Source organism: bacterium, from assembly GCA_035703895.1.
Taxonomy (GTDB): Bacteria; Sysuimicrobiota; Sysuimicrobiia; order Sysuimicrobiales; family Segetimicrobiaceae; genus Segetimicrobium.
Genome location: DASSXJ010000240.1, coordinates 1 through 21,554 on the forward strand (window position 1 = coordinate 1; position 21,554 = coordinate 21,554).

Here is a 21,554-nt window from a genome sequence, read left to right on the forward strand (position 1 = left end):
ATGGATGCAAAGACGACCTCAGTGCCTGGCGCAAGCCACGCAGTGATGGTATCGCATCCGCGCGAGGTCGCCAACGTGATTCTTGCAGCGGCGAAGGGCTGATCAGGACAGAGGTGGGTGAGTTGTGTCCTCGGCCGAGAGTGATCGCTCGCCTCCAGGAGCAGATTCGTACTAGGTCCTTGTGATCACCGGGTACTTTGCCGTCCCGTGGATTCGGCGCTGATCCTCGGCCAGCAGTAGCCGAACGGGAGCGTCCCTGTTCGTCGCGTTCCTGTAGGCTACGGCGAATGCCGCGCAAACGAACACCCAGTTTGAGGAAAGGAGACCACTATGACCGATCAAAGGAAGCCCTACACCCCCCTGACTACTGACAATTCCGCGCTCGTTCTGGTCGACCATCAGCTGGGTCTGATGACCGGCGTGCGCGATTACGAGACCGGAGAACTCAAACATAACGTTGTCGCCTTGGCGAAAGCCGCCAAGGTGCTGCGGATCCCAACAGTCGTCACCACCACGGCCCGCGACAGCATGTGGGGACCGACCTTTCCCGAGCTCGTGGAAGTGGTGGGAGGAGAGCAAATCATCGATCGCTCCTCGGTCAACGCATGGGACGACCCGAAAGTGGCAGCCGCCATCGAGGCGACCGGACGTAAGAAGCTGATCTTTGCCGGCATCTCGCTTGAGGTCTGCGCCGCCTTCCCGGCGATCACCGCGCTCAGCAAGGGCTATGATGCCTACGTTGCTGTCGATGCCTCGGGCACGTTCAGCAAGACCAAGCGTGAAGCGGGTTTGCTCCGCATGCAGCAGGCAGGGGTGATTCTCTCTGACTATGCCACGCTCATGGTCGAAATCCTCAAAGACAACGCCAGCTCGCTGGCCGGTCCTGTTTACGGCTTTCTCGACATGCCGTGGGCGACGCTCGTCGGTCAGATCACGATGGCCTACCGCAAGTGAGCGTAGCGAGCGTGCGCGCAGGGAACACGAGCCGTTCGAGCTGGCACAGCCATAGCAGTTCGTCGAGATCTCCGCAATTGCGAATGTCTTGGCACCGGCAAAGAAGAGGCAGGACTAATGGTGGTGTCAAGGTTTTTGTGTAGTTTCCCACGTGAGAGGGCGCCCCGCAGCATGTTGATTGAAAGCCCAGATCACTGCAAACATGCGGTTCCATCCCTAATTCACCATGCCCGGTGTCTCACGGGTGGGCATTGTCCAATCGAGCAACCGGCGATCCGGCCAAAGGGGCATTCAAACAGCTGCACCTGAGAAGCTGGTAGTTGCGCCTGTGAGGTCTTCTACCTTTGGGACGACGGACCGGATGGCCCGCGTGCGCTGGGCCAGACACCGAGTTCCTGCAGCGTGCGCAAGAAGCTAATGACGTCATCTCGACTGAGCATGCCGAGAATCTGACCGTCCGTCATCACGGGGAGCTGGTTCACACCGTCGCGGTCCATCTCTTCTACAGCCGCCCACAGCCCCGTATCAGGCCGGACCCGTTTCAGGCGCGTCACAGGGGTCATCGCCTGAGCGACTGACGTGGTCGGCCACCCCTCTTTGGGCACTTCTTTGATCTGGTGCAACGTGACGAGGCCGACGGCTTGATGGCCCTGCGTGACAATAAAGGATCTCCGCCCGCCTCCCAGGATATGGCGATCCACGAGTTCTTGAAGGTGGATCGTAGCTGGGATGGTGGCATAGTTCCGGTTCATCACCTCCGCGACCGTGTGCCCGGCGAGCGCACCCTGCAGCATCTGTTGCTGGATCTGAGCCGAGGCCGCGCTTTCGAGGAACCAGCCGATAAAAGCGATCCACAGACCACTGCCGAAATTTCCCGCAAACATCTGCGACACGCCCCAGAGGATAAAGAGAAAGGCGATCGCGCGGCCTGCAGTCGCGGCGATTAACGTCGCCTGACGAAAATTACGGGTAGTCGTCCAGAGGATGGCGCGGAGGACGCGGCCTCCGTCCAAGGGGAAGCCGGGGATGAGATTAAACACCGCCAGCGCTCCGTTGATATAGGCGAGATACTTGGTGAGGGCAAACAGCGGTCCGATCCCAGTGAAGAGGTGCTGTAGGACGCTGAAGACCACAGCAAGCGCAAGGCTTACCGCGGGTCCCGCGAAGGAGATCCAAAACTCTGCGCCTCCGCTGGGGGCTTCACCACCGATCTGCGAAACGCCGCCAAAGAGGAAGATCACGATACTGCGGACCGGGACGCGGTAGTGAAGCGCCACGACCGAGTGTCCCAGCTCGTGCAGCAGCACGCTCACAAAGAGCATGATCGCCGAGACGGCGCCCAGGATCCAGTACAGAGACGCGGGCCATCCTGGAAAGGCAGCCGGGTAGTAGCCGACGGCCAGCGACCATGTCATCAAGACGAAGATCAAGAACCAAGAGTAATCGAGTCCGATAGAGATACCAAAGATCCGTCCTAAAGGGATCTGATGCCTGGACATCTTCTCCCCCCTGTAACTCTGGTTCGCGGGCGGCACACGCGAGAGCCCAACGCATGGGTCCCTTTCGGATTGCAGTGACCGATCGCCTGCCACCGCGGTCATCAAACCGCCCGGGCGTCTGGAAATCTGCGCGATTGCCGCTTTGGCATGTACGCTCCGCGATTTCGCTTGAGGTCCCGAGCACTGTTCTGTAGAATGCTCGCAGGACGCCACGCACGGGGTGAACACGATGGCCGAGGAAAAGCCCGAAGCACCCAAGGACTCGACGCCACAAGCGCCCGCAGGCGAGATGAGCCGCGAGGAGAAGATCGCGGCGGCGAAGGCCAAAGCGGAGGCCCTCAAGGCGCAGCGGGCTGCCGCAGGAACACCAGCACCCGCGGCGGCCGCAGTGATCCCTGGAGCCCCGGCGGCTGCCACCCGCCCTGCGCCCGCGCAAGCCTCGGCGCAGCGCTCGTGGGCGACGGCGGACAACCCCGGCGGCCAGGCGGTGGTGGCCCCACAAAACCCCAAGATCCAGGCGTTCGGAACGATTACCCAGAGTGTTGAGCTCCGGTGCGAGCCGAGCGAGGACCAGAATGTTCGCAAGCTTCTCGGCGGCCTCGGAGCCTACCGGAATCCGCTGCGCGGCGTCTGGCAGCTCGATTACCGGTATTATGCGGAAGCCCTCAAGCGGCTCCTGGCCGCCGGCTATCAGGTCGATGGCAAAGACTACCTCGGCCGGCCCCTGGAGAAGTGGACGCCTGAGGGCCGCGGCTGGACTCTCCTCACGCCCGGCTAGGCCATCGCGGCGGCGCGGCGCCACAAGGCCGGCACCCCTCCGGCTGACCTCCCCTTGGAATGGGCATACATATGTATTACGACCTCCAAAAGGCACCAGTCTCGGCGATCGTCCATTTCCAAGTTCGAGGTGTCGCAGTGCCCGTCCGGGTGATGTTAGTCGATGACCACGAGATCATCAGCGCAGGATTGCATGTCCTCCTGCAAGCAGAGCATGACATTGCCGTCGTCGGCAAGGCCAGCGGCGTCAAAGAAGCGGTGCGAAAGGCCGCTGAACTGAGGCCCGATGTGATTTTGATGGACGTCACGCTGGCCGATGGGAGCGGGATCGACGCCACCAAACAGATCAAGGAGAGCTCTCCCGACACGCAGGTGCTCATCCTCACAGTGTACGACGATCAGGAAACCGTGCTCAAAGCCGTGCAGGCCGGTGCGATCGGATACGTCCTCAAGGACATTCCTCCCGAAGACCTCGTCAGGGCCATCCGCTCTGTCCACTCAGACCGCACGATGATCAATCCGGTCATCGCGCGCAAGCTCGTCGAGCGACTCGCTGTCACGGAGCGCGACACGTCGCTGTTTAACTTCCACCGAGGCCCCAGACTCACAGAGCGGGAGCTTGAGGTGCTGAAGGGAGTGGCGGCCGGGCTCAGCGACAAGGAGATTGCGCAGAAACTCGTCCTTTCCATGCCCACGGTCAAGAGCCATCTCCGCTCGGTCTACCAGAAGCTTCGCATCCACAATCGCGCCCAGGCCGCGACATACGCGGTGAAGAACGGACTCAGCACCTAATCCTCGCTTTGTTGTTTCGTCAGAGTGCTTTAAGCTAACAGGCTCTTTTGAGTTCTTCGAGCCAAAACCATTCACTGTTGGCAGGCGTACCCGCCCTTCGCAACGTGCGCGAAGGACGGGGCACCCATAATTGCGGGAGCTTCGGCAATTCAAAGGCTGGGCCACCTGCCGGAAGAAGAAAAATTTCTTGGACGATTTGTCGAATTCCGGTCCGGCCATTCGACTATCTCGTGAAGGCAGGGGAATCGGTCCGCCCGAGGACCATTACAGGAAGATGGAGAAGTCATGACGCGATATTTGGTTGCGATTCACCACCCCGACGACTATGACCCGTCCCGCGAGGACGAAGCGATGGACCGCGATATCGACGCGCTCAACGATGAGATGGTGGCTGCCGGTGTCAGGATTTTCGTTGGCGGCCTCTCCCCCGCCAGCAGCGCGAGGTCTCTGCGGGCGCAGCCCGATGGAAAGGTGCTCGTCACCGATGGACCGTACCTGGAAACCAAGGAGCACATAGGTGGTTTTTGGGTTCTGGAAGCCGCTGACATGGACGAGGCGCTGGCGTGGGGACATAAGGCCGCCCTCGCCTGCAGGGCGCCGGTCGAAGTGCGCCCGTTTTTCTGACGGAGGACCCGACGAAGGCAAGTGAGCGGCGACGGCGACAGAAGACTGCACGCTGAAGACGGCCTGACAGATGTGTTCGTTGATATCAATAAGTAACAGGACTTACGCACGAGCGTGAAAATGGCCTTTGAGGACTCTTTAGTGCGTTGGGATCCGCCGCAGCAACGTGGCGTTCGCCGCCACGATGATGGTGGAGAGGCTCATGAGCAACGCCCCCGCGGCAGGCGAGAGCACCACGCCCCAGGCCGATCCCACGCCGGCGGCCAGCGGGATCGCGATGGCATTGTACCCGGTCGCCCAGAAAATGTTCTGTGCCATCTTGCGATACGTGGCTCGACTCAACCGCAGCGCGAAGACCACGTCGAGCGGATCGTTCTTCACGAGGACGAGGTCGGCGGACTCGATGGCGACGTTGGTCCCTGCTCCGATCGCCACACCGAGATCCGCTTCGAGAAGTGCGGGTGCGTCGTTGATGCCATCTCCCACAAATCCCGCCGGTCCGGTCGCCTTCAGCTGATGCACAATGTTCGCCTTATCCCAGGGAAGCACGCGTGCGTGGTAGTGTTCGATTCCTAGATATTGCGCGACGGTTCGGGCGACGGCCTCCGCATCCCCGGTGATCATCACGGGATCCACCCCCATGGCCCGCAGGCGCTGGATCGCCTCGCGCGCGCTCTGCCGTATCGTATCGGCCAAAGCGAATAGGGCCACGACTCCGCGATCGTCCATCAGGGCGATTGTGCTTTCGCCGCGCGTTTCGGCCTCCGACAGAGCCTCTATGAGGCGCGGAGGCCACGCCAGTCCCAACTCGGCGGCCCACTCAGGCCGCCCCACGCGGTACCGTTGGTCCAAAATCATGCCCTCCACGCCCTTGCCGGGCACGGCCTGGAAATCGGCGACCGGCGCGACTGTCATGTGCCGCCGCTGGGCTTCGTCCACGACCGCCCGGGCGAGGGGGTGTTCCGACATCGCTTCCAAGGATGCCGCGACCCCGACCGCTGTCTCCTCTGACCGATCCGCGGTATACACCGCGCGCACTCCGAATCGTCCTTCCGTAAGCGTGCCGGTCTTGTCAAAGGCCACCACGCGGAGATCCTTCGCACGTTCGAACGCCTCTCGATTTCGAACGAGAATCCCGTGGCGGGCCGATAGCCCGGTCGCGATGACAATCACCAGGGGAATGGCGAGGCCGAGTGCGTGGGGACAGGCAATCACTAAGACCGTGACCGCTCGCGTGATTGCAGCGGTCAGATCGTGGGCGAGAGTCATCCAGACGATGAACGCCAGTGTGCCGACTCCAATCGCTGCCAGCGTCAGCCAGGAGGCCGCACGATCGGCCAGCCCTTGGAACCGGCTGCGGGAGGTCTGGGCCTCCTCGACCAACCTGGTGATCTGACTGAGCGTCGTCCCCTCTCCGGTCCGCGTCACCCGGACGGTGAGGGACCCCTCTCCATTGACCGCCCCGGCGACGACCTCATCGCCCGGCCCTTTGGGAACCGGCCGGGACTCTCCGGTGAGAAAGGCTTCGTTGACGCTGGATGCGCCCGTTTCCACCCCGCCATCGGCCGGGATCTGTTCACCGGGCCGGATGACGATACGGTCGCCCTCGCGGAGATCGGCCACGGGGATATCCTCGGTTTCCGTTCCCGACCAACGATGGGCGACGGGGGGTATCAGGGCTGCCAGATGCTCGAGGGCTTTGCCGGCTCCCTGGATCGACAGCTCTTCCATCCAGTGGCCGAGGAGCATCACGTCGATCAGGGTGGCGAGTTCCAAGTAGAATGGCATGCCTTTCAGGCCGAGCGAGACGGCAAGGCTGTACGCAAACGCGACGGTGATCGCGAGCGCGATCAACGTCATCATGCCGGGGGATCTCGCGATCAACTCATTCCGCGCCCCCTGCACAAAGACCCAGCCGCCGTAGAAATAGATCACGACTGCGAGTACGGGGGTCAGCCACTCAGAGCCGGGAAAGTGGATTGCGTGATACCCGAGCCACCGCTGCACCGGTTCGGAGTCGTAGAGGATCGGAAGCGTCAGGACGAGGCTGAGCGCGAGCCGGTCCCGAAACATGGCCGGACTGTGCCCAGCGTGTTGATCGTGTCCCGCGTGCATTCCACGCGCCATGTGGGCGGCGTGGCTTGGGTGTGCGTGCTGGTGCATGTGGGTGTGAGTTAGGCCGCCTTGAGGTCAGACGTACAATACGGGCACCGAACCGCGTTCAGGGGGACGGTGGAGAGGCAAAACGGATACGGCTTCGTGGTCGGCGTGACGTCGGGCTGGCGCCGCATGCGATTGACCTGTTTGACCACCAGGAAGAGGACCGCGGCGACGAGCACAAAGTCAACGACGGTGTTCAAGAACATGCCGTAGTTGATCGTTGGAGCGCCCGCGGCTTTGGCGGCGGCCACGGACGGGTACGGGCCCCCCTTCAACGCGATGAAGAGGCTCGCGAAATCGAGCCCCCCCAGCATCAGGCCGATCGGCGGCATCAGGATGTCGTTGACAACGGACGTGATGATCCTCCCGAACGCGGCGCCGAGCACGATGCCGATCGCTAAGTCGAGCATGCTCCCCCGCATCGCGAACTCTTTGAACTCTCGAATCATCCGTCCTCCCCCTCTCGATGTGACGAATGGGCGTCGGGCGCCCGGTTACGACTGCCGGTCGGGCAAAAGGGCGGACTTCACGGTGGCCTGCGGATCCCGTGGCGACCACTTCTGGGCGTCGACCATGGTGACGAAGTCGAGGACGGCGCGGTTGAAGAAGTCCGGTTCCTCGAGGTTGAGCGTGTGGCCGGTCTTCGGGAAGATGAGCAAGCCGGCCGTCTCGATGTGCCGCTTGAGGAACATCGCGGGCGCGAGGCACGGATCGTCTTCATCGCCGGTCATGATCAAGGTCGGCACCCTGAGGCGCGTGAGGGAATCCCGGAGGTCGTAGACCGACGGACGCCGTCCCTGCACCCCCTGCATCGTGCGCGCACTTCCCAGACTCGAGTGATCGGCGAGGGCGTCGACGAACTCCTGCCACCCGCGGGGATCCTTGTTCATGAACTGGACGCGGGTCGGGCCGCGACCATACACGGCTCCAACGGCGGCCATCCCGTCCTGCTCGATCCGGCGTCCAAGCTCCTCCGCGTCCCGCCGGAACTGCGGCTGGTCGTCGGATCCGTACCCGCACCCGGCGACCACGAGCGAGCGTGCCAGGGCCGGGTACCGCAGGCCAAAGTGCAGAACCGCGTACCCGCCCATCGACAGGCCGCACACATGCGCGGGGGAAAGCGCGAGGTGCCGGACGAGCCCGTGGAGATCTTCCACCGCGATCTCCTGCGAGTACGCTTCCCGGGACTCCGGAACCTCCGACGGCGGGTACCCGCGCGCATTGTACGTCATCACCTGGTACCGACGGGCGAAGAACTTCACTTGAGGATCCCAGCTGCGGCGGTCTCCGGCGAACTCGTGGACGAAGACCAGCGGGACTCCGCTGCCGTGCACCTCGTAATGGAGCCGTACGCCGTTGATCCGAGCCTCGGGCATTTCCCAACCTCCGGGACTGATTGAGGGGGATTTAGCGTCGATCAGCCGCCCTCCCTGCCCGGCGTGGCACACGCGCCGCCATCACGCGAGGAAGGAGTACGAGACGGCCGACTCCAAGATCTCGCGAGACTGAGACGAGATCGGGGGAGCTCGCCATGGACCTGGGACTTCGAGGCAGGGTGGCGCTCATCACGGGCGGCAGCAAGGGGATTGGCCGCGCGGTCGCGACGGGACTCGCTCGCGAAGGGGCCAAGGTCGCCATCTGCGCCCGGCGCCAGGAGCTCCTGGATCGCGCTGCCGAGGAGATCGCCGCAGCCACGAGCGCAGAGGTGTTGGCGGTTTCGGGCGACATGTCGAAGCCCGGGGACGCCGACCGCGTCGTCGCCGCGGTCGCGGCCCGATTCGGTCGGATCGACATCCTCGTCAATAACGCCGGCGCGGCGCCGGGCGGCCTCTTGCTCAACTTGAGCGAGGAGGACTGGGCGCTCGCCATGCAGTTGAAGTTCCTCGGGTACATACGATGCTGCAAAGCCGTCGTTCCGCAGATGCTCAAGCAGGGCGGCGGGCGGATCGTGAACATCATCGGGAACGACGGGGTCAAACCCGCCTATTGGGAGCTGACCGCCAGCGCCGCCAATGCCGCCGGCCTGGCCGCCATGCAGGCCCTCGCCGAACAGTACGGGAAGCACCACATCCGCATCAATGCGATCAACCCGGGTCCGGTGAGCACCGAGCGTTGGGACGGCCTGGTTCGCGCCTACGCACGCGACAAGGATCTCCCGCTTGACGAAGCCGCCCGCCGGGGAGTGGGGAGCATCCCCCTCGGCCGGATCTGCACGCCGGAGGAAGTCGCCGACGTCGCGGTCTTCGTCGCGAGCGATCGCGCCAGCTTCATGAACGGCGCGTCGATTACGCTCGACGGGGGGCAGCGCAAGGCCCTCATGGACCTCTAACTCCCTCGCCGCGTCCACGCCAGGCGAAGAGGGGGCATATCTTCCACTAAAGCAGTAAATCCTGTAAAGCAGTAAATCCTGCGAGGAGGTCCTGAATTCACTCCATGAGAGGACATCCGAGCGCCGGCGTAGTGGTCATCGTCTCACTCGTTTTGGCCCGAACCTTCTCCGCCGCCGCGGACGATGCGTCTGGCATCGTCCGGGTGGCCCCGGCATCGCCGGTGCAGGGTGACACGTTGATGGTCACCGTGACGGCGCCGGAGGCTGCGACCGTGACGGTTCGGTACGACGGCGCCCTTGTGGCCTCGTACGCGCGCTCAGATGGGACGCGACGCGCCCTGGTCGGCACCGATCCCACGGTCTCCGCGGGTTCCCATACGATCGCCGTGACTGTCACCGCGGGGGGGACCCAGCCGCTTCGGACATCGCGCACCGTGAGGCTCGCGCCGGGACGCTTCGAGGTCCGAACCCTCACCCTTCCCCCGCAGACGTTCGGGCTGATCACCCCACAGAACGCGGCTACCGAGTGGCGGGCGCTCGGTCCGGTGTTGGGCCGCAGGACGCGTGAGGCGATGTGGACCGGGGTGTTCATGGCGCCGTCCGATGGGCTCATGGACTCGCCCTATGGTTACCAGAGCGTGTACAACGGGCATCGCATGTGGTGGCACCAGGGGGTCGACTTCGCCGCCTCGGCGGGTGCTCCCGTCGTGGCCGCCAATGCAGGCGTCATCGCGCTCGCGCAGGCGCTCCCGCTTGGCGGAAACACGGTGGTGATCGATCACGGGCAGGGCGTCCTCACCGAGTATCTGCACTTGTCGGCGTTCGCGGTCCCGGTGGGGGCCCGCGTGGAGCGTGGGGCATTGATCGCCCGGATCGGGGCGACGGGCCTGGTCACCGGGCCCAGTCTGCATTGGGGGCTGTACGTCAACGGGACGTGGGTGAACCCCTTATTCTGGACGGAGCCGCACGCCGGGCTTACGCAATAACGACGTCCAGCAGCCTCGGTCCGTCGTGGCGTTCCGCGAGGGCATCCCGGAGCTCGTCGGGTCGTGAGATGAGCCGGGCCGGAACACCGAACCCCTGAGCCACGGCCGGGATGTCCACGACCGGCGCGTCGAGGTCCATGCCGATCAGCCGCTCCGGCGGGACGGGCTGCCCTTTGTATTGGGCCATGCCGTCCTTCAGCACCTGGTACGCGCGGTTGTCCATGACGAGGATCGTCGCGGGAATCCGGTATTTGGCCGCGGTCCAGAGCGCCTGGACCGTATACATCAGCGAGCCATCCCCGATCGTACAGATCACCTTCCGATCGGGCCAGGCCATCTGGGCTCCGAGACTGGCGGGGAGGCCGAGCCCCAGCGATCCTGCGGCGAGCCCGAGGTAGGCCCGCTCGGTTCGAAACGGGATGTACCGATCGATGATCCGGGCCGCGGTGATGGCCTCATCGACGACGGTCGTCGTCTCGTCCATCATCTCCCCGAGGGTCCGGTAGACGAATTCCTGGGTCATTCGCGCCCCCGGGGCGGGAGGCGCTGCCGGGACTCGCCAGCCTTCTTCCCGCCGGCTCCGTTCCCGGCGGACCTCGGCCGTCCGAGCCGCGACCTCTTGTGCCCGCGTCCCGCTGATCCGCCCGCGCACCAGAGAGGCGACCTCGGGCAGGATCGCCGCGGGGTCTCCCACCACGCCGAGGGTCACGGGAATGTTCTTGCCGATCTCCCAGGGATCCGTATCGATGTGGTAGACCCTGGTCTGTTCCGGGAGCCGGACCTCCGGCGTGTACAGGAGCGATGCAAACTTCCTCGCCCCCGCGATCAGCACGACATCGGCCGGCCCGAGTTCCTGACGGAGTTGCGCCAGGGACAAGCCGATCATCCCGAGGTACTGGGGATGATCGGTCGGAAACACCGACCGGACCGGAAGCCGTTCTCCATAGACTCGCGCCCCGGTGGCTTCGGCGATCCGGACCAGGGCGGTCCGGGCGTCGGGCGTCGCCGCGCCCGCGCCCACAATGAGCACAGGCGCGCGGGCCTCTGCGAGCGCCCCGGCGATCCGCTCCAAGACGGCCGGCGCCGGCCGCATCTCGCCCGCGATCTCGATCCATGGGGCGGGGCTCCCCGCCTCTTCGTCGAGGCAGTCCATGGGGAGCGACAAGAACACCGGTCCTTGGGGCGGGGTGGCGGCGGTCTTGAACGCCCTCGCCAGCGCGAGCGGGATGTCCGCTCCGGTCCGGGCTTCATACGACCACTTCGTGTACTGGGAGGCGAGGTGCGCGAGGTCGCTCCACAATGAGGGTTCCTGCAGGATCATGCGCCGATCCACCTGCCCGGCGGTGATCACCATCGGGGTCTTGGCGCGGTGCGCATTGAAGATGTTTCCAAGCCCGTTCGCAAGACCTGGAGTGATGTGGAGGTTGACGACCGCCGGGTCCCCGGTGGCCTGCGCGTACCCGTAGGCCATCCCGACGGGGATCGCATCCTGGAGCCCGAGCACGTACGTGATCTCGGGGTAATCGGCGAACATTTCCATGAAGTTGAGCTCGGTCGTCCCGGGGTTGCCAAAGACATAGCGGGTGCCCCGATCCCGAAGCATGTCGAAGAGGACGGTTTTCGCCTGCACCGGTCCCGCTTACCCTCGCAACTTGTTAAACAGGTCCTCGAGTCCCTGCCGCGTGAACCCGGGGCTCTGGCAATAGGTGATCAGCTGCCGTTCCACCTGTTCCACCTTCGCCACGCCTTCTGCGATCCGTCCGGCGATCTCCCGGGGAACCGAGAGCACGCCGTGTTGGTCGCCGTGGATGATGTCGCCGGGGCGCACCGTGAGGCCGCCCACCTGGACGGGGACGCCGATCTCGACCAGATGCACGTACGCGTGGGAGACCGAGACGCTGCCGGCGAAGAAATGGAACCCGAGCGCCCGAACCTCATCCAGGTCGCGCACCGAGCCGTTGGTGACCGTGCCGGTGCAGCCGAGCGCGCGGTGGATGTTGCTCTGGACGTCGCCCCAAAACGCTCCGACGCCCGGGGGGTCGTCTAGGTCCTGGATGACGATCACGCGCGGGGATGGGATCTTCTCCAACTCGCGCCACATCGCCGGGCGCAGGGCCCCCGCCGCGGCCGGCGGGGTCGTGCTCGCGCGGATCGTGGCCGTGTATGCGTATCCGACCATCGTGCCGAATTCGGGGAAGATGCACCGGATCTGGCTCGACATGAATCCCGCGGTGCGCGGTTGGAGGTTGAACGTCTCGACGGCGTTGGCGACGGTCGGGCTGCTGTACAGGCGGAGTTCCTCGAGACGATCTGGGGAGAGCGGATCGGACATGAGCGCCTCCAGGGCACGAAGCGTTGGCCGCATCGGGTGCAGGCGAGAGATTCTCGCGGAGCATTCGCGTCCCCTGCCCACCTGATGCCGCAGTGGCAGCGCAACATCTACGCGATCTGGTCCGCGCAGTTTCTCGCGATGGTTGGGCTCACCTTGATCGTCCCGTTCCTGCCCTTCTACCTGCGCGTGCTGGGCGTCACCCGCCTCGAAGAGGTGGAGCGGTGGAGCGGGTTCCTGTTTGCCGCCCCGTTCCTGGTCCAGATGCTCACGGCGCCGCTCTGGGGGGTGCTCGGCGATCGCCACGGGCGAAAGATCATGGTGCTGCGCGCCATGGCCGGGATCGGCACGACCAACGTGCTCTCCGCCTTCGTCAGCCACGTCGGGCAGTTGATGGTGATCCGCGCCGTCCAGGGCGGCGTGAGCGGATTCGTGGCGGCCGGCAACGCACTGGTCACCGCGTCGATCCCGCCCCATCGGATGGGCGCGGCCCTGGGGATGCTGCAGACGTCGCTCACGGCGGGAGGCATCATCGGCCCCCTGTTCGGCGGAGCCCTCGCCGATCTCGTCGGCTACCGGAACGTGTTTCTCATCACCGGGGCGACGTGCTTCGCCGCGGCGGCCGTCGTCTTCTTCGGCGCACAGGAGCAGATGACGCCCGCCCGCGCACGAACGGCCGGCCCGGGCGTGTGGGCGAATGTCGCTTACTTTTTCCAGTCCCCGGCCCTGCGGACGACCGGGATGCTGCTGTGCACGAGCCAGGTCGCGATCATGAGCGTCGAGCCGATCTTTTCCGTGTACGTGACGACGCTGCGCGTCCCGCCGGAGCGGGTGGCGACCGTCGCCGGCGTGCTCTTCTCGGTGACCGGATTCGCCGCGATGCTCGGCGCGCCGCTGTGGGGGCGCACCGCCGATCGGTCGGGCGAGCAGCGGGTCCTGGTCCTCACGCTGAGCGGCGCCGCGGTCGCGTACGCCGCCCAGTTCTGGGCGGGCACGCCGTGGGAGGTGTTCGTGTTTCGCGCCGCGCTCGGATTTTTCACGGGCGGCATGCTCCCTCCGCTCTACGCGGTCGTGGCGCGCGCGTCGCCCCCGGAGCGGCTCGGAGGGATCATGGGGCTGACCAGCAGCGCGATCATGCTCGGCAGCGTGATCGGTCCGCTCCTCGGCGGCGGGCTCGCCGCCGCCGTCGGGATCCGCTGGGTGTTTCTGCTCGCCGCGTCGGTGCTGGCGATCTCAACGGCGGGGGTGCGGAGGCTGGTGCTGCAGAGCGACGCGCCGGAGCACTGATCCGGCGCTACGTGCGCACCCGGCGGCCCTCGGTCCTAGCACTCTCCACCACCGCGCCGAGCGTGCCGCGCGGACGGTTGAGGTGGGACTGGGTCTCCCGGGTGGTGCGTAGGGGCCCCGCCACCGTGTAGTGGTGCGCCCCCGCGACCAGCAACTCTTCTGCCGGCAGCCGGGTGATGACCTCGCACCCATCCTTGGTCACGACGAGCTGCTCTTCGATCCGGGCCGCGGACCAGCCATCCGCGGCCGGCCAGAACGTCTCGAGCGCGAAGACCATGCCTTCTTGGATTACCTCCGGATGGTCGAGGGAGACCAGGCGGCTGAAGATCGGCTTCTCCCAAATCGAGAGCCCGACCCCGTGCCCGAACTGGAGGGCAAACGCCGCCTCCTCGTTGGGGAAGCCGAACTCTTCGGCCTTCGGCCAGACCCTGACCACGTCCCCCGTGGTGACTCCCGGTTTGATCAGGCCGATCGCCTCGTCGAGGTACGCGCGGCAGCGCGCGTAGGCGTCGACCATCGCGGGCGACGCGCTGCCGATCGCGAAGGTGCGATAGTAGCACGTGCGATAGCCGTTGTACGCGTGCAGGATGTCGAAGTACGCGGGGTCGCCCGGGCGCAGGGCGCGGTCCGTGTAGACGTGGGGGTGGGGGCTGCACCGCTCGCCGGAGATGGCGTTGACCCCTTCGACATGCTCCGAACCGAGATCGTAGAGCACTTTGGCCACGAGGCCGACGCACTCATTCTCGCGCATCCCGGGCTTCATCGTCCGGTAGAGTTTGTCGTAGGCGGCGTCGACCATCATGCAGGCGGTGTTGAGGAGCGTGATCTCGTCCGGCGTCTTGATGAGGCGGGCCCGCTGCATGACCTGCTGCCCGTCGACGACGGTGATCCCCTCCGCCTGGAGGGCGAACAGGACCGGGAGCTCGATGACGTCCACCCCCACGGGCTCTCGGTGGAGCCCATGCGCTTCCAACTCCCGGCGGATCTTTCTCGCAACGTCTTCCGCCCGCCCCGATTCGGGAGACATCGCGCCTCGCAGCGTGGAGATCCCGGCGGGAGACCGGCCGTCGAGCCACGGGCAGTAGAGTTGATGGTGCCGCGCGGCCGAGCCGAAGTCCCATATCGTCGGCTCCGCCTTCCGGGGGAGCAGGGAAAACCGCACCAGCTTGTCCATCGCCCAGGTCCCGATGTGCGTGGCGGTGATGTAGCGGATGTTGTTCATGTCGAAGCAGAGGAGCGCACCGAGTTCCGAGCGTTCGAGCTCCTGCTTGGCCCGCGCCAGGCGCGCCTTGCGGAGCCGGTCGAAATCGACCCGCTCCTCCCAGTCGACCCCCATGAGCCCGTAGGTCTTCAGTCCCATCGCGAGCCCTCCTCAGGCGCGACCGCAGAGGCGCATCGCGACAGTCGCGACCGCCTCAGCGGTCGGCACGGTTTGGTCTTCCAGGACCGGGGAGAACGGCACCGGGACGTTCATCGCGCCCATACGCGCGACGGGGGCGTCGAGCGAGTCGAAGGCGCCCGCGGCGATCACGGAGGCGATTTCCGCGGTGACCCCATACTGCTGATAGCCCTCGTCCACCACGATCACGCGGCCGGTCTTCTGCGCCGACGCAATCAGCGTCTCGGCGTCCAAGGGCAGCAGCGTCCGCGGGTCGACGACTTCCGCGCTGATCCCGGTGCCGTCCAGGCGGCCGGCCGCCTCGAGGGCCACCTGCACCATGCTGCTGGTCGCGACGATCGTCACATCGGTACCCGCCCGCTTGACGTCGGCGACCCCGAGCGGGATGGTGTACTCTCCGTCCGGGACCAGGCCCTTGACCTGGTACATCATCTTGTCCTCGAAGAAGACCACCGGGTTGTCGTCGCGGATCGCCGACTTGAGCAGCCCCTTGGCATCCGCGGGAGTCGCGGGGAGGACGACTTTGAGTCCCGGGACGTGGGCGACCCACGCGTACAGGCTCTGACTGTGCTGGGCCGCCGACCGCCGGGTCGCCCCCATCGTGGTCCGGATCACCAGCGGGACTCGAAGCTTGCCTCCGGACATGTAGTGGACCTTGGCGGCTTGGTTCACGATCTGGTCCATCGCGAGGGTAATGAAGTCCCCGAACATGATGTCCACGACCGGGCGCATCCCGGTCATCGCGGCCCCGACGCCGATCCCCGTAATGCCGGCTTCGGAGATGGGCGAGTCGATCACCCGCTCGCGTCCGAACTCATCGACGAGCCCGGAGAGGACCTTGAACACGGTGCCGGCCTCGGCCACGTCCTCTCCGATGATGAAGACCCGCGGCTCCCGGCGCATCTCCTCCGCGAGCGCCTCCTTGATCGCCTGTCCGAATGTCAATTCACGCCCCGCCGCGCGCGGGGCGCCCGCGGGCGCCTGACTAAGCATAGACATGGTGGGTGACCTCGCCGGGATCGGGGTAGGGGGCGGCCAGCGCAAACTCGAGGCCGGCGGCGATCTCAGCGCGCACGTCCCGCTCGATCCGTTCCAGCGCCGCGGCGTCCGCCATCCGCTGCTGAATCAGTCCTAGGCCCAGCAGACGGATGGGATCGCGCTCGCGGGCCCACTGCTCCTCCTCGTTATGTGAGCGGTAGTACGATCGGTTGATGTCGCCGACGTGGTGGCCGCGGAACCGGTACGTGTGGCACAGCAGGAAGCCCGGGCCGCCGCCCTGCCGGGCCCGCGCGACGTGCCGGAGCGCTGCGGCGTAGACCTCGCGGACGTCCTGACCATCGACCTCGTCCGTGGGGATCCCCAGCGCGGCCGGGCGCGCCTGGGGATCCCCCGCCGACGCTTCCCCCGCGGGGGTGTACTCCCCGTACCGGTTGTGCTCACACACGTAAATCACCGGGAGCTTCCACAGGGCCGCCATGTTCATCGCCTCGTACAAGAGCCCCTGCCCGAGCGCGCCATCCCCGAAAAAGCACACCGCGACTTGATCGGTCCCGCGCAGTTTTGCCGAGAGGGCGGCACCGGCGGCGATGCCCGTGCTCCCCCCGACGATCGCGTTGGCCCCGAGGTTGCCGGTCTCGGGGTCGGCGATGTGCATCGATCCGCCCTTGCCGTGACAGTACCCGGGTTCCTTCCCCAAGAGCTCGGCAAACATCCGGTCCACCGCCGCGCCTTTCGCCAGACAATGGCCGTGCCCGCGGTGCGTGCTGGTGATGTAGTCGTCGCGGCGGAGGGCCTGACAGGTCCCTACAGCCACGGCTTCCTCCCCGATGTAGAGGTGGGCCAGTCCGGGCATCTTCCCGCTCGTATACAGCTCGTTGACCTGTTCTTCGAAGGCCCGGATCCGCACCATCTGCCCGTACATCTGGAGCCATTGATCCGGCATCGCGATCACGGGGTCGGTCGTCATGGTCCACTCCTCCTGAGCCGCCACTCTCGGGGGCCGTGTGCCTCTCTCTACCCGCGACCCGGGGCGGACACCACGGCCCGCGCATGCCCGATCGCCGCGACGAACCGATTCACCCCGCGCAGCAGGGACGTCTGAATCACGCGGGCCTCGTGGGATCCTGCGGGGAAGCGCGCCAGGTCGGCCGTGGGCGCGAGGTCCGGCAGCGGCGGGATGGGGACCGCAGGGTCGTGCCTGAACCGGACGTCCCGTGTGAAGTTGAGCGGCACGAGGATCCGGGCCAACCGGCGTATCGCCGCGCAGGCGCGCAGGGCGTCGTGATCCGACACCGGCCGGCCGGTCAGCTCCTCGGCCTGCCGGTAGAACGCATCGAGGTCGCCTCCGAGCTGCTCCAGCGCGGACCGTGCCTTTGCGAAGTCGTACGCGTCACCCGCCTGCGTCTGGTAGCGGTGGAGGGTCCGGCCGAACTCCTCCGCCAGGAGGCGGAAATCGAATGGGTGCACGGCGGCGTTGAGGACCCGCAGGAGCGACAAGACGTATACGCGCAGGTCCTTCATCAAGATCGCTTCATCGAGCAGTTCCATCGTATCGTCTTCGGTGTGCCACTGGATGTTCCCACCGCAGCCGCCGACGGCGTAGTACCCCTTCTCCTTGCGGAGCGAATCCGGCATGGTGGACAGGAGCATGTAGAAGCTGGTGATCCCGATGTTGTTGAAGGAGTAGTCGCCGGCCTGGTGCGGTCGTTCGCCCGACGAGTCCTGCCCCACCGCGTCGCGGACCGCCGCCTTGCACAGCGGATCCGCCTCGCTCATCCACGATACGCCCGTGTACTCGGTCGCCCAGCGGCACCCGGGCGAATCGATGTTCACCTGCGCGACGCAGCGCTGATCGAGCTCCTGGGCGAACGTGTCGGCGTACCAGGTGGATCCGGCGTACCGCCCGGTCGAGTGGCCCGGCCACCACGCCACCCGCAGGGTCCGCTTCACGTGCTGGCGGTGCTGCCAGAAGACCCGCGCGAGCTCCATCAAGGCGGCATCGCCGGTGGCGTTGTCCCCGATCCCCTGGTGCCACGAATCGATGTGGCCGTGCACCAGGACGAATCGCTCGCGATCTTCCGTGCCCGGGATCTCGGCGACGAGCACGGGGCAGCGCTTCCACCCTTCGTCGAGCTTCGTCTTGACCGCGACCTCGACGGCGCCGGCCTCAACCTCGGCCCGGAGGGCCAGCCCGTCCGGGTGGTTGATCGAGACGACGGGAAGGGTGGGCTTCCGTCCGATCGAGTCGAGGTCGGGCGCCCCCCAGATCGTCGTGCAGATCCCCTCGTGGATCGCCTCCCCGGGGTTCATGAAGATGAGCGCCTTGGCCCCCAGGGCCGTAAGGTCCGCGACCTTTTTGGGCACGGGGAGGCCCTCGGTGATGACGATCTTGCCCTCGATCTCCTTCCGGCCGGCGCGGACATGGGAATCGAACAGCGACTCGGTATCGGCGGCGTAGCCGGTCGGGACATAGACGACCCGCCCGCGCACGGTCTTCCGTCCCGTGGAGGCGGAGAATGCCGGGGTCTTGGCCCGGATGGTGCGGGGCGTGGGCGAGCGGACCTCGAGCGATGCCGACTTCGGGATGCTGAGATACAATTCGGGTTCGTGCAGCACATGGGGGACGCCCCAGGCCCGCAGCCGCCCGGCGATGTACCGCGCCGCCGCCCATTCGTCCCGGCTGCCCGATTCGCGCACGAGGCCGCTGAAACGCTCGAGCAGCGCCCGCGCATCGTCGAGCGACAGCACGTCGAGCAATTGCGCCTCTGTGTGACGATCACCCGCGGTTTCGATGGGCATCGATGGCCTCCTCAGTGTGTCGGCTCATACAGGTGACACGCCGCCTGGTGCTTGGGTCCGACGAAGACCGGCGGCGGCGTGGTGGTGTGGCACACAGGCATCACGTGTGGACAGCGGTCCTTGAACGGGCACCCGTGGGCGGGCCCGATCGGCGTGGGGACCTGTTCGGGCGCCTGGATCTCCGGCGAGGGATACGTGGGATCGGGGACGGGGGCGGCCGCGACCAGGAGCTGCGTGTACGGGTGCTTCGGGTGCGCGAGGACCGCGTCGGTGGGGCCGATCTCCGCGACCGTGCCGAGGTACATGATCATCGTGGTGTCGCAGACATACCGGACCAGCGAGAGGTCGTGGGAGATGTAGACGGTGGTGAGCTGCCGGGAGAGGGCAATCGCCTTCATGAGGTTGAGGACCCCCGCCCGGACCGAGACATCGAGCATGGACACAGGTTCGTCCGCCACGAGAAAGATCGGATCGACCATCAGCGCGCGTGCCAGGCCGACGCGCTGCAACTGCCCACCGGAGAGCTGGTGGGGAAACTTGTCGAGGAACGCCTCGGCGGGGTGCAGGTTGACCTGGGTGAGCGCCGCGATCACCCGATCGAGCCGATCCTCGCCGGCCCCGATGTGGTGGATGATTAGCGGCTCCATGAGCGCCCGCCCGATCGTGAAGCGCGGGTTGATCGCCTCATAGGGGTTCTGCACCATCAACTGGGCCTGCCGGCGAAACGCGAGGAGCGCCGCCCCGTCGAGCGTGCCGAGATCCATCCCCCCGAAGACGATCCGACCCGAAGTCGGCGTGAGCAGACGGAGAAGCAACCGGGCGAGCGTGGTCTTGCCGCAGCCGCTCTCTCCGGCGATGCCGAGCGACGCCCCCGCCGGAATCGCGAACGAGACGCCGTCGACGCCGCGCAGGTAGTCCCCGGCTCCCCGCCCGAACAGCCCCCGCCGGATCGGGAAGTACTTCTGGACCGCCTCCGCCACCACGAGCGACCCATCGGCCCCGCGAGCGGCGGCACGGCTCTCCATCACAGGGCCGGGACCCGCCATCGCTCGACCTCTCGGGCGTGGAGTCGAAGCACATCGGCTTCCTCGGCGCGGTGGCACGCGGTCCACCGCCCCGGGGTGAGTTCCCGCAGCGCGGGCGAGTCCACCACACACCGGTCCACCGCAAACGGGCACCGCGGGGCGAACCGGCACCCGGGCGGCGGCGTCAAGAGATCCGGCGGGGCCCCCTCGATGGGGATCAACGTTTCCTGGGGGCGCAGCAGGTTGGGGAACGAGTTCTGCAGTCCCATGGTGTACGGATGTTGAGGCCGCGCAAAGACGTCCACGGTACGGCCGACCTCGACGATCTTCCCCGCGTACATGACCGCCATGCGGTCGCAGGTCTGCGCGATGACGGAGATGTCGTGGGTGACGAGGACGACGCTGAGCGAGAGTTCCGCGCGCAACTGGCGGAGCCGCCGGAGAATGTGATGCTGCACCACGACGTCGAGCGCGGTGACGGGTTCGTCCGCCAGGACCAGGCGGGGGCGGAGCGCCAGGGCCAGCGCGATCGCGGCGCGCTGCCGCATCCCGCCCGACAATTCGTGCGGAAACGCGGCGAGGCGCCGGCGGTCCAAGCCGACGAGGTCGCAGAGTTCGAGCGCCCGCGCCCGGGCCGCGGCGTGTCCCTGGCCGCCCGTGATGGTGAGCACCTCGTGAAACTGGTCGCCCAACCGGTAGACCGGGTCGAGCGAGTCCATCGCCGCCTGCGGCACCATCGCGATCTCCCGCCACCGGTATCGGGCCATCTCCGGTTCCGGCAGCGCGGCGAGATCGACCCCATCGAAGAGGATCCGACCCCCCGCGATGCCGGCGTTGCGGGGGAGGACCCGGATGATCGCCCGGCCGAGCGTCGTCTTCCCGCAGCCGCTTTCGCCGACCAACCCCAGGACCTCGCCTTCGTGGACCTCGAGCGTCACGCCGTCCACGGCGCGGGTGGCTCCCCGCGACGTCCGGTACTCGACCCGCAGGTCTTCGAGGGTGAGGAGGGCCACTACTGCCGCCTCAACCGGGGAAAGAGCAGTTCCTCGTACCCGCGGCTGATGAAATATCCGGCCATGACCACGAGCATGATGCAGATGCCGGGGGGGACGAACCAGTTGAACTGGCCGTTACTGAGCGCCTGCGAGATGTACGCATCCTGCAACATGAACCCCCAGGAGATGCGCGTGGAGTCTCCAAACCCGAGGAAGCTGACCGCGGCCTCGGTGAGGATCGCCCAGCCGATCGCGAGCGAGCCATACAAGAGGGCCAGGGGCAGGACGTTCGGGGCGATGTGGACGAGCATCAGCCGAAGCGGTGAGGCGCCCAGCACCCGCGCGGACTCCACGAACCCGCGCTCCCGGAGGGAGAGGACCTGCGAGCGGACCACGCGTGCCGTGTCCTTCCACAGGAGCAGCGCCATCGTCAGCACGATATTCCACAGGCTCGCGCCGAGGAACGCCACGAGCACGATGACCAGCGGCAGGAACGGGATCCCGAACGCAATGTCGGCCAGCCGCATCAGGACGGCATCGATCCATCCGCCGTAAAACCCCGCCACGATCCCGACGACCGTACCGATCAGCGCGACGAAG

The 21,554-nt window shown here is 66.3% G+C and carries 20 protein-coding genes; 7 read left to right on the forward strand and 13 right to left on the reverse strand.

Going from position 1 to position 21,554, the window contains the following annotated elements; genetic code table 11:
* The first annotated feature begins 330 nt into the window (after positions 1-330).
* Entirely contained in the window at positions 331-954 is a 624-nt protein-coding gene (locus VFP86_16000) for an isochorismatase family protein (protein HET9001141.1), read from the forward strand.
* Between the two features lie 338 nt (positions 955-1,292).
* Here VFP86_16000 and VFP86_16005 read toward each other — a convergent pair whose 3' ends face one another.
* A complete protein-coding gene (locus tag VFP86_16005) occupies positions 1,293-2,453 on the reverse strand; it encodes a site-2 protease family protein (protein ID HET9001142.1) in 1,161 nt (386 codons plus the stop codon).
* Positions 2,454-2,673: 220 nt separating this feature from the next.
* On the opposite strand from VFP86_16005, the gene VFP86_16010 reads away from it, so the two are divergent.
* The 3 genes from VFP86_16010 to VFP86_16020 all read left to right on the forward strand — a co-directional run bounded on the left by VFP86_16010 (position 2,674) and on the right by VFP86_16020 (position 4,646).
* Entirely contained in the window at positions 2,674-3,231 is a 558-nt protein-coding gene (locus VFP86_16010; protein HET9001143.1) for a hypothetical protein, read from the forward strand.
* A gap of 137 nt (positions 3,232-3,368) precedes the next feature.
* Positions 3,369-4,022 (forward strand): response regulator transcription factor, encoded by a 654-nt coding sequence (locus tag VFP86_16015; protein HET9001144.1) that lies wholly within the window; start codon positions 3,369-3,371, stop codon positions 4,020-4,022.
* 285 nt (positions 4,023-4,307) lie between these two features.
* On the forward strand, positions 4,308-4,646 hold the full coding sequence (locus VFP86_16020; protein HET9001145.1) for a YciI family protein: 339 nt from the start codon (positions 4,308-4,310) through the stop codon (positions 4,644-4,646).
* Between the two features lie 138 nt (positions 4,647-4,784).
* On the opposite strand, the gene VFP86_16025 is transcribed toward VFP86_16020, so the two are convergent.
* From VFP86_16025 to VFP86_16035, 3 genes are read right to left on the reverse strand one after another with little or no spacing between them, the layout of a single operon-like run.
* Positions 4,785-6,809, reverse strand: coding sequence for a heavy metal translocating P-type ATPase (locus tag VFP86_16025; protein ID HET9001146.1), 2,025 nt, complete (start codon positions 6,807-6,809; stop codon positions 4,785-4,787).
* Between the two features lie 11 nt (positions 6,810-6,820).
* Positions 6,821-7,255, reverse strand: a complete 435-nt coding sequence (gene mscL, locus VFP86_16030; protein ID HET9001147.1) for a large conductance mechanosensitive channel protein MscL — start codon at positions 7,253-7,255, stop codon at positions 6,821-6,823.
* Positions 7,256-7,300: 45 nt separating this feature from the next.
* Positions 7,301-8,182 (reverse strand): alpha/beta hydrolase, encoded by an 882-nt coding sequence (locus VFP86_16035; protein HET9001148.1) that lies wholly within the window; start codon positions 8,180-8,182, stop codon positions 7,301-7,303.
* Positions 8,183-8,337: 155 nt separating this feature from the next.
* On the opposite strand from VFP86_16035, the gene VFP86_16040 reads away from it, so the two are divergent.
* Both VFP86_16040 and VFP86_16045 read left to right on the forward strand, forming a co-directional pair.
* Positions 8,338-9,135 (forward strand): SDR family oxidoreductase, encoded by a 798-nt coding sequence (locus tag VFP86_16040; GenBank protein ID HET9001149.1) that lies wholly within the window; start codon positions 8,338-8,340, stop codon positions 9,133-9,135.
* Between the two features lie 104 nt (positions 9,136-9,239).
* Positions 9,240-10,121, forward strand: a complete 882-nt coding sequence (locus VFP86_16045) for a M23 family metallopeptidase (protein ID HET9001150.1) — start codon at positions 9,240-9,242, stop codon at positions 10,119-10,121.
* On the opposite strand, the gene VFP86_16050 is transcribed toward VFP86_16045, so the two are convergent.
* Positions 10,111-11,751 carry a thiamine pyrophosphate-dependent enzyme gene (locus VFP86_16050; protein HET9001151.1) on the reverse strand — a complete coding sequence of 547 codons (1,641 nt, stop codon included), beginning with the start codon at positions 11,749-11,751 and terminating at the stop codon, positions 10,111-10,113. The genes VFP86_16045 and VFP86_16050 overlap by 11 nt on opposite strands.
* A 9-nt stretch (positions 11,752-11,760) precedes the next feature.
* Positions 11,761-12,453: an RraA family protein gene (locus tag VFP86_16055; GenBank protein ID HET9001152.1), complete on the reverse strand. Its 693-nt coding sequence runs from the start codon at positions 12,451-12,453 to the stop codon at positions 11,761-11,763.
* An 84-nt stretch (positions 12,454-12,537) separates the two neighbouring features.
* Here VFP86_16055 and VFP86_16060 point away from each other — a divergent pair, with 84 nt between their 5' ends.
* Positions 12,538-13,737 (forward strand): MFS transporter, encoded by a 1,200-nt coding sequence (locus tag VFP86_16060; GenBank protein HET9001153.1) that lies wholly within the window; start codon positions 12,538-12,540, stop codon positions 13,735-13,737.
* A 7-nt stretch (positions 13,738-13,744) separates the two neighbouring features.
* On the opposite strand, the gene VFP86_16065 is transcribed toward VFP86_16060, so the two are convergent.
* The 7 genes from VFP86_16065 to VFP86_16095 form a co-directional block, all read right to left on the reverse strand.
* A complete protein-coding gene (locus VFP86_16065; protein HET9001154.1) occupies positions 13,745-15,097 on the reverse strand; it encodes a Xaa-Pro peptidase family protein in 1,353 nt (450 codons plus the stop codon).
* Between the two features lie 12 nt (positions 15,098-15,109).
* On the reverse strand, positions 15,110-16,135 hold the full coding sequence (locus VFP86_16070) for an alpha-ketoacid dehydrogenase subunit beta (GenBank protein HET9001155.1): 1,026 nt from the start codon (positions 16,133-16,135) through the stop codon (positions 15,110-15,112).
* Positions 16,122-17,102, reverse strand: a complete 981-nt coding sequence (locus tag VFP86_16075; GenBank protein ID HET9001156.1) for a thiamine pyrophosphate-dependent dehydrogenase E1 component subunit alpha — start codon at positions 17,100-17,102, stop codon at positions 16,122-16,124. Before VFP86_16075 ends, VFP86_16070 begins: the two co-directional genes overlap by 14 nt.
* 47 nt (positions 17,103-17,149) lie before the next feature.
* Complete coding sequence (locus VFP86_16080; protein ID HET9001157.1) at positions 17,150-18,934, reverse strand: M28 family peptidase; 1,785 nt, start codon at positions 18,932-18,934, stop codon at positions 17,150-17,152.
* Positions 18,935-18,945: 11 nt separating this feature from the next.
* Complete coding sequence (locus tag VFP86_16085) at positions 18,946-19,980, reverse strand: ABC transporter ATP-binding protein (GenBank protein ID HET9001158.1); 1,035 nt, start codon at positions 19,978-19,980, stop codon at positions 18,946-18,948.
* Positions 19,959-20,972 (reverse strand): ABC transporter ATP-binding protein, encoded by a 1,014-nt coding sequence (locus VFP86_16090; protein ID HET9001159.1) that lies wholly within the window; start codon positions 20,970-20,972, stop codon positions 19,959-19,961. Before VFP86_16090 ends, VFP86_16085 begins: the two co-directional genes overlap by 22 nt.
* Positions 20,972-21,554, reverse strand: a 583-nt coding sequence (locus tag VFP86_16095; GenBank protein ID HET9001160.1) for an ABC transporter permease, incomplete at its 5' end; no start/stop codon positions are given. The genes VFP86_16090 and VFP86_16095, both read right to left, overlap by 1 nt.